This window comes from Methylocystis sp. (assembly GCF_050251305.1).
Classification (GTDB): Bacteria; Pseudomonadota; Alphaproteobacteria; order Rhizobiales; family Beijerinckiaceae; genus Methylocystis.
The window spans coordinates 1-13,364 of the sequence record NZ_JBFWNB010000021.1; the positions used below are offsets into that span (position 1 = coordinate 1).

At 60.9% G+C, this 13,364-nt stretch carries 14 protein-coding genes; all 14 read right to left on the minus strand.

Annotation, left to right across the window (positions count from 1 at the left end; genetic code table 11):
• Positions 1–294 precede the first annotated feature (294 nt).
• Positions 295–513 carry a hypothetical protein gene (locus AB7F41_RS08990; protein ID WP_428406512.1) on the minus strand — a complete coding sequence of 73 codons (219 nt, stop codon included), beginning with the start codon at positions 511–513 and terminating at the stop codon, positions 295–297.
• Positions 514–735: 222 nt separating this feature from the next.
• Positions 736–1,947: a cytochrome P450 gene (locus tag AB7F41_RS08995; RefSeq protein WP_428406513.1), complete on the minus strand. Its 1,212-nt coding sequence runs from the start codon at positions 1,945–1,947 to the stop codon at positions 736–738.
• A gap of 75 nt (positions 1,948–2,022) precedes the next feature.
• Entirely contained in the window at positions 2,023–2,295 is a 273-nt protein-coding gene (locus AB7F41_RS09000) for a hypothetical protein (RefSeq protein ID WP_428406514.1), read from the minus strand.
• Positions 2,292–2,600, minus strand: a complete 309-nt coding sequence (locus AB7F41_RS09005) for a hypothetical protein (protein ID WP_428406515.1) — start codon at positions 2,598–2,600, stop codon at positions 2,292–2,294. Before AB7F41_RS09005 ends, AB7F41_RS09000 begins: the two co-directional genes overlap by 4 nt.
• Positions 2,601–3,012: 412 nt before the next feature.
• Positions 3,013–4,422 carry an AAA family ATPase gene (locus AB7F41_RS09010; protein WP_428406516.1) on the minus strand — a complete coding sequence of 470 codons (1,410 nt, stop codon included), beginning with the start codon at positions 4,420–4,422 and terminating at the stop codon, positions 3,013–3,015.
• On the minus strand, positions 4,415–4,672 hold the full coding sequence (locus AB7F41_RS09015) for a hypothetical protein (protein WP_428406517.1): 258 nt from the start codon (positions 4,670–4,672) through the stop codon (positions 4,415–4,417). Before AB7F41_RS09015 ends, AB7F41_RS09010 begins: the two co-directional genes overlap by 8 nt.
• Positions 4,669–4,926, minus strand: coding sequence for a hypothetical protein (locus tag AB7F41_RS09020; RefSeq protein ID WP_428406518.1), 258 nt, complete (start codon positions 4,924–4,926; stop codon positions 4,669–4,671). The genes AB7F41_RS09015 and AB7F41_RS09020 overlap by 4 nt, the downstream gene beginning before the upstream one ends.
• Positions 4,927–4,929: 3 nt before the next feature.
• Entirely contained in the window at positions 4,930–5,166 is a 237-nt protein-coding gene (locus AB7F41_RS09025; protein ID WP_428406519.1) for a hypothetical protein, read from the minus strand.
• A 106-nt stretch (positions 5,167–5,272) separates the two neighbouring features.
• Positions 5,273–5,950 carry a hypothetical protein gene (locus tag AB7F41_RS09030; protein ID WP_428406520.1) on the minus strand — a complete coding sequence of 226 codons (678 nt, stop codon included), beginning with the start codon at positions 5,948–5,950 and terminating at the stop codon, positions 5,273–5,275.
• Positions 5,951–6,047: 97 nt separating this feature from the next.
• Positions 6,048–7,328, minus strand: a complete 1,281-nt coding sequence (locus AB7F41_RS09035; protein ID WP_428406521.1) for a tyrosine-type recombinase/integrase — start codon at positions 7,326–7,328, stop codon at positions 6,048–6,050.
• A 572-nt stretch (positions 7,329–7,900) separates the two neighbouring features.
• Positions 7,901–9,391, minus strand: coding sequence for a rhomboid family intramembrane serine protease (locus AB7F41_RS09040; RefSeq protein WP_428380796.1), 1,491 nt, complete (start codon positions 9,389–9,391; stop codon positions 7,901–7,903).
• A gap of 140 nt (positions 9,392–9,531) precedes the next feature.
• A complete protein-coding gene (locus AB7F41_RS09045; RefSeq protein ID WP_428380794.1) occupies positions 9,532–11,118 on the minus strand; it encodes a GNAT family N-acetyltransferase in 1,587 nt (528 codons plus the stop codon).
• Between the two features lie 127 nt (positions 11,119–11,245).
• Positions 11,246–12,397 (minus strand): patatin-like phospholipase family protein, encoded by a 1,152-nt coding sequence (locus tag AB7F41_RS09050; protein ID WP_428380792.1) that lies wholly within the window; start codon positions 12,395–12,397, stop codon positions 11,246–11,248.
• Positions 12,398–12,615: 218 nt separating this feature from the next.
• On the minus strand, positions 12,616–13,353 hold the full coding sequence (locus AB7F41_RS09055) for an acetoacetate decarboxylase (RefSeq protein ID WP_428380790.1): 738 nt from the start codon (positions 13,351–13,353) through the stop codon (positions 12,616–12,618).
• Between the last annotated feature and the right edge of the window lie 11 nt (positions 13,354–13,364).

The following is a 13,364-nucleotide window of genomic DNA, read 5'->3' on the forward strand; positions in this document are numbered from 1 at the left end:
GCCTCTGATCACGCCGCCGCGCGCATCGTAACTCCAGTCGGGCTACGCCCTCCTTCCGTCACGACGCGCGCAACAAGGGGTCAATTTTGGACGCCGATATGGGGTCAAACTTCAACGCCGATTGACATCCGCCCAAGGGTTCTTCGAATAGTTCGAATTGGTGACTTGGAACGACGGCATCATTGTCGTGCCCATGGCGCTATCCTATCGCGATGTATTGGAAAGTAAGGTTGGTCTGTGCGCGCTGGGATTCCGCCAACACGAAGCGGCGTCCAGGAAGAGCGGGCGCGTCGGTCATAGATTCTCAATCTCAGAGATTGAGGAGGCGACTTTGCGAATGATGGACGAGGCCTCGTTGTTTGCCGCGTTCATTTCTTCGGCGAGGCGAAGCCCTTCGCATAGGCTGTAGCGAGCCCGGCGCAGCGCGGCGCCAGTCGGATCCACGGCGGACAGGACTGCATCCGTGATGCAGGCCAGCGCTATGGCGGTTTGATTGGCATCGGTCGAGGACATGCGCTGAGTCTACGGGCGCACATCCTACCCGCCATGTTGTGCTTGCGGGTCTTGCGGACTTTGCGGAGTTTTTTGCTGCGCGCGCCGGAGGCTTGGTCTTTCACGGGCGACGCCGGTCGTCGCCCGTGAAATGCACCGCAAAAAGTCGCGTCCGGAACAATGCGGAGGCAAAAGATGTGGAGAAGGAGGAGGAGGAGGGAGTGAGCAATGCGCCAGAAGCGGTCAATGAGGACGCACCACCACAGGCAGGCTAGCAATGGCACTGAGACCTGGCCGTTCCCGCCATCGAATTTCCGAGTCCGCAACACCCAATTCGAGCTTCGGCCAGCGTTTGAATAGTGCTTGCAATGCGCACTTGCCTTCCACGCGCGCGAGCTGGTGGCCGAGGCAAAAATGAATGCCCGCGCCAAAGGCGAGATGTCGATTGGGGCGCCTCTCGAGATCGAGCTTTTCAGGATGCTCGTTCGCGTCCGGGTCCATGTCAGCCGCCGCCAGCATGGCCATTATTTTATCGCCCTTCTTCAGCCGAATGCCCCCGAGATCTACGTCTTTTCGCACAAAACGCGGCTTGGAAAACTGCACAGGCGAGATGAATCGTAGAAACTCTTCGATCGCGAGATTGGCGCGGCTCCAGTCTGCTGCAAGCCAATCGCGAAGACTGGGATTTCTTACGAGTTCGTAGACAGCACCGCTGATCAGATGCGAGGTAGTCTCTGTGCCCGCCCCCAGCAGAAGAAAGACCATGGCAACCATCTCGCGGGGGCTGATGCGATAGCCTTCTTTCTCGACGCGGATAAGCTCCGCGATCAACCCCTCGCCGCCCTGCGCGCGCGCGATCTCAAGACGTTCCTCGATGTAGCGTTTCATCGCGTACAAAGCGGGGAGCAGGCTGACAAATCCAATGACACCTGTCACGCGCGTAAAGCTGTTGGTCCAGGCCATGAACTTCGGCCTGTCCGACTGCGGCAGACCGAGAAGCTCACAGATGACGGAAATCGGAAGCTTGCGCGCATATCTCTCGACGAGATCGGCTGGGCTTCCGACGGCGAATAGCTGGTCGGCGAGTTCATCGGCGATGGCAAGAATACGCGGCTCCATATCGAGAACCGACCGCCTGCGAAAGGCTTCGTCCACGATGCTGCGCAGACGCGTGTGATCCGGCTCGTCCATCGTCAGCATATTGTCGGCAACCGTGCGGATCAGTCCGGGCATCCACCACCGAAGTCCAGCAACCGTCCCGCCCTCCTTGCGCAGGGTGAACGTCTCGCTCTCTTTTAGAACTCGAGCGGCCAGGTCTTGCGTCGTCGTGACCCAGACCTTGCCGACGATTGGGAAATTTACTTCGACGACGAGCCCCGACGCCCTCAGCCTCTCGATCCCCGCGGCGGGGTTACGGAAATATTCCTGGCTTGCGATATCAACTCGCATCGTCATGGCGGATCCTCGTCGCTATGAGTGTCCACTTTGGATCAAAAGCGCTCTCGTTGGGTTTTTTGCCCCTATCGCGGTCTATAAGCCAGCTCGGCTCAAATAGGCAGCGACGCGGCCCGCGCGCTCGCCGGAGAGATAGGCTCGTAATGCAGCGTTGTCGCCATCGAGCAACATTTGAAGCGCCGGACGCGAAACTCGCCATGGACCGTTTGCAATGCGGCGGCCGATCCGATGGACAACGCACCAATGCTGCATCGTTCTCGGCTTTACGCCCGCGATCTTCGCGGCAATATGGATGGGTATGGCTTCGGAGGCATTGAACGGCCGCAGGACGTGATCTTCCTCGATCATGCGCTCTGGCCTCTGATTTCGTCTGCGATGGCGCCAAGCAATGACGCAGCCGAGCCGTCCGCTTCGCGTGTGAGGACGCGGCGGATCGTGGCGAGATAGGCTCCAGACTGGAGGGCGAGGCTCAGGAGGATTCCCGCGTCGCGGGCGAGCGCCGCATAGCCGCTGCCAGCGCGCGGAGCCGTGACGAAGACTTCGGCCGGAGCGTCTGTGTCGTCAAAGCCGACGCCCAGCGAGAAGCGGCGACCGTCAAACACAATGTCTCGAGACTCGTGTGCGCGGCGGTTGGGAAGACGGCGACGGGTCATGCGCGCCCCCTCGCTCGCAGGCACTCGGCGCATACCCACACGTCGCGGCCGTCATCGCCCGACCAGGCGAAAGTGGCGAGATGGCCGCAACGGCAGAAACGGTCGGTTATCGCCTCACGAGAGGCTGCGGCATTGCGTCGATCGGCTTCGCGCTGGAGGCGGGCCGGGTCGTATGCTGGGACAGGCTCGCCGTCGTTTGTCCGCCAACTTTTCCCACCTTGGCGGAGTGGCGGTCTTGACGGTCTTAATGTTACACCCGTCAGCTCGGCGAGCAGCTCGGACCTATGCTCGCGAAGGATCGGCAGCCATTTCGCGCGCGCCTCTGATGGTCCACAAGCCTTTAATTTGTTGTCACTTTCCAGCTTTACGTTCACGCCTTCGGCGGCTGCCTTTTTGATGAGGAGGGAGGCGTTCATATCTCGTCTTCCCCCCGATCTGGATTAAGACCGTCAAGACCGCCAAGATTTTGAGGTGACAGTGGTGACGGTGTTAATGGCGGCTTTAATCGCCACATCCATCGCCCACCACCACGTACGCCCTCCTCTCCGATGCGCGTAGCCTCGACGCCGAGCGTCTTCTTTGCGCGCTCGACTGTCCGCCACGCGATTGCGTGAGCCTCGGCCGCGGAGCGGAGTTCCTTCGTTGCGGCCGGGCCGTCCGCCAACTGCTCTTTCAGGAAGTCCTCGGCCTCGCCAAACGCGCCCTTGTCCTCTGACGATTCCGCCTCGGCCGCCGCCAGCATGTCGCGGGCCGTGCCCTCTATGGCCTCGCCGAAAATCGCAATGCTCGCGATAATGCGGTCGTCGCCAGGCATCGGCTCTTGCTGAAGCTCATAAGCGAAGCCTCCTTCGTCCGGGCCGATGTTGCTTTTCGCGCGGGCGAGGAAGCGACGCGGCGGCGTCCCGTCTTCGGTTTCACCTTCTTTGCCGGCGATCATTACGACGCGCGCCAGAGCGCCAAAGGCTATCGAGCCGGTAATTCGCTCGATCGGCTCTCGCCCGGCCGTGCCCTTACTGAGGTGAGTGACGCCGAGAAGCGCAGCGTTCGCCGACGCGGCGAGGTCGACCAGCGGCTGCAAGGCTCGGCGAGTCTCTGTGTTTTTGTGGCTGTCGCCCGCGACCGCATTGACCACCGGGTCAACGACTATAAGAGCCGCTCCGTCGATCTTTTCGATCTTCGAGGAAAGCGCCGGCATATCCTTCGCGGGATCGAACGGCCGGCGCTCGGTTCCTACCGTCGTATCGACAACGAAATGAATGCGCGTCATGTCGGCGCCGGAAGCGATCAAGCGGGGAACGAGCGTGTCGGCTGGATCGTCTTCGCCGCTCCATATGACGACGTTGCCGAGAGGTGAATGCGAGCCGTCCGGCCATCGTTCGCCGCGCGTAACGATCGCGGCCATCGCCATTGCGAGCGTCGTCTTTCCAGCGCCAGGCTGCCCGCCGATAATGTGAAGCTTTCCTCGAGCCAGCCAGCCGGGCCAAAGCCATCGGACAGGCTCTGGTCTCAAGTCCGAGGCTCGGACAAGATTCACAGTGGCGGCCGAACTGCCATTGTGCGCAGGATCGGTGACGCCGATCGCTTCTTGAGCGGCGCGGATGTGGTCGGGTTCTTCGACCGGCGCGAGCGCATAAAGTAACGAGCCATTTGCGCTCCGAATCTGATCGCCTGCCGCGGCACGCTGGAAAAGACCGGAGTTCCGTAAGCTGGAGCCGACACGCGGAGTTTGTGTCTCGCGTGTTTGCCTTTCGCGATATTTTCGTGCCTCCTCCGCGCAGTAGGCGTCGCGCTCCGAGGGTGTCATTTCGGAGAATTCAGCCATGGCGCGCGCCTCCTTCCTCTCGAGGCGGCACGGACTCGCGCCAGCTATGAATTGCGGTTGTCAGCGTGCGGCGCGAGGTCCACAGGCGCGCTTCGACCGCGGCCACATCAGCCGCCGCAGCCGCAGCGAGCAACGCGGCGGACTCGCCACAGAGGATCGAAGCAAACTCGACGATGGCGTCGCAGGCGATCAACTGCGCATCGGTCGGCTGTGCGGCGGCGCTGGGGATAGCAATTGGCGCGGCGCTCATTGTCTGCCCTCCGTTGTCTCGAAGGCTAGATCGGCAAGAATGCGCGCCTGCGGCTCGTCGACGCCATGGCGAGACAACAGCCATGCGATGCGGCGCGCCGTTAAATCGGCGACGACGGCATCGGCGGCGACGGAGATCGGTTGAAAGTTCGGCTGGGCTTGATTAGACTCGGGCACATTCGCCGCCACAGCGATGTATTCCCGAGCCCGGCCCGCGTCAGCCCGCGTGGCCGGGTTCGATGTTTTGGAGGCCATCCGTCAAGCGGCCTCCGCATCGGAAGTCGACTTCTGCGGCGCGCCGATCTTCGACAGCGCCCAGGCGTCTAAATCCTCTGGCCGATAGATCGCTGCATTTGCGGCTTTGTGGAAGATTGGACCGCCGCCGACGACGGCGAGCTTCGCCAGTGTCTTTTCGGAGCCGAATCCGAATTTGGATTTCAGATATTCGCCGGCCTGCTTGCGGCGGAGATATTGCGCAGGGTGCAATTTGGTCACTCCTTTGTTGAGCGCCGTAGCGCTTGGAATGACCCGGATATTTACCGGCATTTTCAGAGTTGCGTCGCGCAAAACCACGCAAATTTCTGGAATTGCGCAACTTTGCCTATTTCTGCGAATAAGCTAGGCTCAGTGCTTTATCAAATGTTCTCGGAGAAAATACGCCGATCTCCTTGAGATTTTCATTCTTCAGCAGCCTCATAAATTCATTTTTGTTCATGGATGGCTGCTTAGGAAAACGCTCGCGCATCCAGTCTGCAATCGCTTCTGGCTTCGTCCTACGCTTCTGCCTTTCAGGATCGGTGACAACTGGCTCGACCACATCGGCAACAACAGATTCAACCACATTGACTGGCTTTGACCAGATAGAAGTGACCTCGTCGCGGCTAATGTGAACATCTTCCCAGACCATGCGCCCATGCTGCACGACGCAACCAAGGTCGCCGCCTCCTGAACTTCCGTATGAGACGACACACGGGGAAAGCGCGTCTCCTGACTGAGCCTTTACCCATATTCCGGCGTGGATAGGGACGCGTCGGCCCTTTCCGTTAATGCCGTACGCGACCAACTTCAGATCGACGAGCGCCTGAAATAATTCTCTTTCTGCCGCAGCCCATCCCTTGTCGATTTCCTTGAACCTGCTATTCGCCAGGTACTTCAATGCAGCGTTCGATCCGGGATAAATGGCAGGCAAAGCACCGCCGCCTCGAAACTGATCATCGCGCCACGCGATCCAATAAACCGCTTGTCCCAGGAACCACCAATCGTCCGATAGATTCAGCATCGCGCGTCCTTCGCGATCGTCCAGTGTAGCATGTGAGCAACGAGTGGACGTTCCCGCTTTCGGCCCGTCGGCCTAGCTCACGCGCGTTCCCGCGCGCCTATCGGCGCGGAACTTTGCTCAACGGCACAACCTCGGCCTTCCCCCCATCCATCGCAGCCGAGATCGTCGCGCCTATCGTGTCGACAGCGCGGCGCAGTGGATCTGCGTCGAGATGCGCATAGCGATGCGTTGTCGCCGCCTGTGAATGTCCCAGCAACTTGCCGATGATCGGAAGGCCGAGCGACGCCCCTGCCCCGAAGCTGGCGAACGAGTGACGAAGATCATGCAGCCGGACGCCCTCAAGGCCAGCGGCTCGCTTCACAGCAGCCCAAGGCTTCTTGAGGTCTGCGCGCGGCGCGCCTTCCTTCGCCCCGGCAATGATGTGCGGATTGCCTTCGATGCGCGGCAGCGACGCCAATACGGCTTGCGCCGCGGCGCTCAAGTAGATCGGCTTCTTGCCCGTCTTGGAGTCGGCAAGGAAGATCACGCCCCGTTCCAAGTCGACCTGCGACCATCGGGCGTCGAGGATTTCCCGAAGGCGCGCGCCGGTGAGGATCAAGAGTCGGATCGCTGCGACGGCGAACGGATCGAGCTTGATACGGCGGTTGTCAGGCTTCGCAAGATGCTTGGCTCTTGGTCCGCCCTCATCGGCCGCCCACGGCAAGCCAATCGTCTCCGCGTCTCGCAAGGCGTCGCCAAGCCGGGAAAGCTCCTCGCTCGTCAGGAAGCGCTCCCGGCCTTGTTCGGGATACCGTTCGATCCCCTTGGCCGGGTTGTCGGCAAGCGCGACCTCGTCTCGACGTGCTGCCCAGTTCCAGACCGCGGAAACCAGCGCCACCGCGCGGTTCGCCTGAAATGGTCGATCGGCCATTCGCGCGTGAAGCCGCGCCACATCGGCGCGACGCACGTCGAGAATGCGCTTCGCGCCGATGGCTGGCAGAACATGGCCCCGCAAGAGCGCTGAGTATTCTTCGCTCGTCCGGCCTTTGCGCTTGGCGGCGACGTGGAGGGAAAGGAAGTTTTCCGCGACCTGGCCAAACGTCCGAACGGCCCGCGCGGCGCGACGCTCGGCGATCGGGTCACTGCCTTTTTCGACAGCCCCGAGGATGACCTTGGCCTGCGAACGGGCTTCGTCCGGAGTCAACCGCCCGTGCTCACCGATGGTGACGCGGCGCGAACGCCCGTCTTTGCGATACTGCGCCACATAAGCCTTGCGGCCCGTGGGAAATGCCACGGCGCCAAAGCCCGCGAGCGCGTCATCCCAAAGAAAGGCGCGATCTTTCCCGGCTTCACAATACAGAGCGTCGACAGCTCTCTTGGTGACGCGACCCTGCGCCATGCGCGGACCCTCTGACTTTCGGTTCTGGTAAGCAGCCGGTAAGCAGATGCTGGAAACATCAGTCGCTTACCAGAAATAGCGAGGGTACGGTAGATACCTTGTATTACATACCTTCTAGCGTCGATGGAAATTTGTGGAAATTGTCAGAAAACAACAACCGTCAAACTCTTAATCAGCGGGTCCAAGGTTCGAGCCCTTGTGCGCCCACCAATAAAATCAGGAAGTTACGGCAACTTTGTCCGTCCCGGCGGCCAACGTGGTTCGCGAAAGGCCGCATCGCGGCGGCGGTTGATCGAATGACGCGCTCGGGGTTGAGCCGGAACCACTCGCCCAACTAAGCGCCCGGCGATACCTTCGCGCGATGCAGCTAACCACTGCCGATCTTCGCGCCGAAGGCGACGCTCGCGCATTGGATTCGGCGCGGCGGCTTCGCGTGCGCTCGATGCCTTTGGCGCGAGCGTGTTACGCCTTTTCTTGGCGATCAGACCCGTTGTGGCCTTCGAACCGCTCGGACCCGGCTCATCTCGACGCCGCACGATGCGGGCTCGACTTTAGTGTTGATGCCGTTAGCATCAGCGCCTTGCCGGCGGCGCGCTCGGTCCGTTGAGTTGCAGCGGCGCCCGGCTTCGCGCCATAGAGTCAGGCAGCCGATAATTGGAGAAGTCGCTCTGCGGAAGGCGCGGCAGAGATTCCGCAGTCGCCGGCCGAGTGGCGGTCTGCTCGGGAACGTCATTGTTCGAGATCACCGCGCCGACGCCGATTAACGCGTACAGGCCCGCGCCGATTGCCGCGACTTTCCCAAAGCGTGGCCGGGTGAGCGCCTGCGGCCACAACGCGAGTAGCGCGAAACCAAGCGCCGCGCCGCCAAGAGCGCCGCCAAAATGGGCGGCGTAGTCGATTTTATTCCCGCCTGGCGCAGTGATGAGCGGAATCAGCGAAGGCAGAAGAGTCTGCACCGCCGTCGTCGCCATCAGCGTGCGCATCCGACCCGGCGGGAAATGCCGGCTCGCCAGAGCCGTCGCGGCGAACAGGCCGACGATGCCGCCCGAGGCCCCGACGCTGACCAGATTCGGCGGATTGAACGCCACCGACATCAGCGATCCGGCAATGGCGCTGCCGGCAAAAACCGCCGCAAACCATCCAGAGCCGACATAGCGTTCGAACCGCACGCCGACGATCCACAATGAAATGCAGTTCAGCGCCAGATGTTCGAAATTCGCATGCAAAAGCGGCGCGGTAAAAATGCGCAGCCACTGCCCCTCATCGACCGCCGATCTGAAGACGCCGCCAAATTGCACCAGCGTCTCAATCGAAGGCGACATCGCGTCGCCTGACGATCCGTTCGTCAGGCCCAGTTCGGCGAAGAAAATCAGGGCGAGCAACGCGGTCAATCCCGCGGTGACGTATGGGAAAGTCGCTTCGGCCTCGCTCTGCGACTCATGCGCCTGAGCCCGTGCGGCGACATCGGCGTTTCGCGCGTCGATCTGCCGCAAATGCGAATCTTCAGGCTGCGCCGCTTTGGCGGCGCCCACGCGCGCGCTGAAGACGTCAAGAAACCGCGCCTCGTCTTCGCGACGCGAATTGAGCGGGATGGCGAAACCCGCCGGCGACTTCTTTCCGTACAAGGACGAGGTCCAACCGGTGAAGCCTTTCCAACTCATATCGTCGGCGACATGGGGATAAGGCGTCACAATTAGGACGCGGCTCTTGCCCCTTTCGACACATTCGTAGTTCTGCACCGCTCCCCAGGGAAGCACGCCGTCATAGGCCGCGGGATACGTCACGCCCTCATGCGTCAGAATGGCGGTGGCGCGCCCGGATGCAATGAGGCGACCTAAAAGCACTAGGCCGCCCAGCCCAAAGAAGACGACCGCCATGATTCCAAAGGCCGCGTCCGGTTGGCTAGGCCGAGGATTTGACACCATCGCCACGCCAATCGCGACGAAAACAAGACTGATGAGAAACCAGGCTAACAGCCGGCCGCGCGACTCGCGCAATTGGAAGAATATCTGGTCAGTTTCGATTTGCACCGCAGGCGCGGCCTGCTGCGTGGCCGAGACCATGCCCCGCCTTTCCGAACAATGATTCAGTGAGTTTTGCCTAAAGCGCCAACTTGACTATAGGCTTTCCTCGAATTTGTCACCCTCAGAAGACGCAACGGCGTCAAAGGGGGAGGCGCCATCAGACGCGGCCGGGGCGGCGCTTACTTAGAGGATTTCGCTTCGTCGCGCCACACCAGGCGGTACAGATCGAAGCGTCGGTCGCGAAGGTTGCGAACCGTGCCCTCGCGCCGCGCCCAGCCAATGTCGGAGAGATCGAGATCCGCTACCGCGATGGTTTCGACGTTCTCCGTGGTCTCCGCGGCGACGCCGTCGCGCGCGAAAGGGAAGTCGCAAGGAGTCAATATGCACGACTGCGCGTATTGCACGTCCATATTTTCGACGCCGGGCAGATTGCCGACATTGCCGGACATGATGACATAACATTGATTTTCGATGGCGCGCGCCTGGGCGCAATAACGCACGCGCAAATACCCCTGACGATTGTCCGTGCAGAACGGGACGAACAGCAGTTTCGCGCCCTCGTCGACAAGCCGCCGTGCAAGTTCCGGAAACTGCGTATCGTAACAGACGAGCACGCCGATCGGCCCGCAGTCGGTGTCGATCGCCTGAATCTTTTCGCCGCCCTTGATGTTCCACCAATTGCGCTCATTCGGCGTCGGGTGAATTTTTTCCTGGGCGTGCACGGAGCCGTCACGCAGGAAGACATAGGCGACATTGCGTATGTCGCCATTGGAGACGCGGGTCGGATGCGATCCGCCAATAATGTTGATGTTGTAGGACAAGGCCATCTCGCGCAGCGCGTCGACCAAAGGATTGGTTCGCTTCGTCAGCGCCTCGATCGCCTCGACCGGACCCAGGCGGCCTTTCTCCAACGCCAGCAATTGCATGGTGAACAGCTCGGGAAAAACCACGAAATCCGATTTGTAGTCCGAGACGACGTCGACGAAATATTCGATGTTGGAGATAAACTCTTCGAAACTCGTCACGGCGCGCTGTTGGAACTGCACGGTTGCGACTCGCACCCAGCTCTTCGGATGAATCGCGTTCTTTGGCGCGCTCGTATCCTGATCGACATAGGGATTGCGCCAGACCATATGCGCGGCGTAACCAAGGCTTTCCTTGTCGCTCGGCAGGTAGTCCTCGAGCAGCCCGATCGGCTCGAAGCCGTTGCCCATCTGAAAGCTGGCGACCTGATCGCGCACTTTCCCGGATTTGACCGCCTCGAGATAGGATTCGGCGCTCTTGAATTCACGGATTCTACGCGACAATCCGGGCAAGCGTCCGCCAAAGACGACGCCTTTCAACTCCAGTTCTTCGGCGAGGCGCTTGCGCGCTTCATAGAGACGCTGGCCAATTCTCAATCCGCGCCAGTCCGGATCGACGCAGACCTCCATGCCATAGAGCCACGCGCCCGACGCGTCATGACGAGACGCGTGCCCGCCGCCGGTGATCTCGGCCCAGCTATGCGGCGCGAACGCCGTCGCCTCGTCGATTCTGAAGGTCGCCGCATAGCCGACAATCTGCCCCTCATATTCGGCGACGAACTGTCCTTCCGGGAACGCGGTTATCTGACCCAACAGATTTCCCGGCGTAAGGGCCGGCAGGTTCGTATAGGCGCGCTTCATCATTGCGATGATGTTGGGAACGTCCCGGCGCGCCGCATGGCGAATTTCCAGCCGCTTCTTCGATCTCGACGCGCGCGACTTCAACTTACTCGGAGCTGTCATCCTGGTTCCTTCAACGCCGTTACGCGATCTTATCATGCGCGACGCGTCAGCGCATTTGCTCATGTCCGATTGATCGCGCGCCGACGCCCGCTCGTTTGGGGATGCTCTGGTCGACGCGTTGAGTCCGTCAATCCACCTCGGCGCGCACGAATGTATCCAGATGTTCGTCGTGTTCAAAAAGCGCGACGCCGGACACGCCGTCCGGCGGCGTTCGCCATTGGTTCGACAACAGGGCGTTGTCGGCGGCGGCGCGCCCCGCGTCCCAGTGACGCTCCATCGAAACTCTCGAGAACTCGCAATCCTTGGCGACGCCTTCAAAGGCCGCGCCCGAGTAGACGAGACGCACGATGGCGAAAACGCATTCCTTGCCATGCGCGAGCAACTCCGCGATCTTCGGCGTCGACGCGATATCGGAGGGTATGACGTCGCGCAACAGAAAGATGGCGCGCCGCAATTCATGAATCTCCTTGAAATGAACGACGCTCGTGCGCGTGCGGCTCGAATAGATAATGTCCTTCCGCCGTTCCAGAACGTCGTTGATCGTTTTCGGCGCTTTTCCCCTCGGGCTAAAAAGATCGACTTCGAAGATCAGCGATTTCGGACGCTGGGCGGCGTCGAGAACATAGGAGAGCGGCGTATTCGAGATGATGCCGCCATCCCAGTAATAATCAGACCCGATCTGGATCGGCGGGAATCCCGGCGGCAGCGCGCCGCTCGCCATGACATTCTCAGGGCCGATGCGCGTCTCGCGGTTGTCGAAACAGGCCACCTGGCCGGTTTTCACATTGACGGAGCGAAGGCTCAGTCGCACGGAGCCGGAATTGATGATGTCGAAATCGACATGCTGTTCGAGCCGCTTCCGCAATGGCGACGTGTCGTAGAAGCTGGTGTCGCCGGCGCCGACAAGTTCGTCGAACGAAAAATCGATGCGCGGCGAAAAAAATCCCGGAACCCCGAACGTAAAGCACCGTAGGGCGCTGAGCGATGCATAGAGGCTTTGGCCGCTCGCGCCTGAAAAAGCAAAGGCGGCCGGCGGATAATCCGCCGTCACGCTTTCCCAGAAAGACCGCAGCCTGTCCACGCGGCGCTCGGGCGGGTTGCCCGCGATGATCGACGCGTTGATCGCGCCGATCGAGACGCCGACGATCCAATCGAATTCGAGCCCCGCGCGCGCAAGGCTCTCGAAGGCTCCCGCCTGATATGCGCCCAACGATCCGCCGCCTTGAAGCACGAGAATCTTTTCGTCATATTCTCTATCGAGCCCAAGCTGATTGTTCATGGTTCAACGTCCGGGTTGCGAAGGACGCCCGCCGCCGCAGCTCCCGGGCGCTCGTTATCTGAATCTACGACCTTGCTACATAGCGTCCTTGCCGCGTCCTGCTTTTGACGCGAGCGCGAACGCCGTCGCGGCCCGTTTCGACCTACGCGGTCGAGACTTCGGCGGCCGAGACTTGGGCGGCCTCAGAATATGATGGATCGCAGACGAGCTCGACTCCTTCAGGCAAGATAATCGAAGACGACCTTGCCGAGGCCGAGCGTGAGATCGGCGACGATGTGCGTGGCGCCAAGGATTTCGCGCACCGGCAGATCAGCGACCGGCGCCAGCGCATGTGGATGAAGTTCGAGCGAGGCCGGACCCCTATAGGCGCTTTTCAAAACGACGTCCTTGAGACGATAATCGACGAGCTCCAGAACGCGCGGCGAACCGTCGACATGCGGAATGATCTTCAGGAGATAGTTCGGCGTCGCCAGCGCCTTGAGGATCTCGTCATGATCCAGGCTCTTGTGATTATAGCCCATGACGCCGCTCGCGACGCGCACGGGTCCGTAGTCGAGCGCGCCGACAAGCGCGTCGCGCACGACATGAAGCTTTGGCTGAGCTAATTTTTTGGGAAACCCCCAGAGCTCGCGACCGCCGTAGATCGGCGGACCGTCGTTCAAGAACATCGCATGGGTATATTGGCCTTTGACGCCGTTGAAGCTGACGGGAATGACCTGTCCCGACTCGCAATAATCGCCGAAACCCGTCGAGTCGGGCATTCTGATGAATTCGAACCTGACAATTGGCTCGTCGATTTCGAGCGGCTCCGGCACCACGCGCTCCAGCGCCTCGCGATCGGTGCGGTAGCTTATGACCAGAAACTCACGGTTGAAGAACCGATAAGGCCCCGGCGGAAAGGCGGGGCTTGTGAGCGGCATGGCGAACGCCGTCTTTCGTACCTCGTCGATCTTCATGATGCGACTCT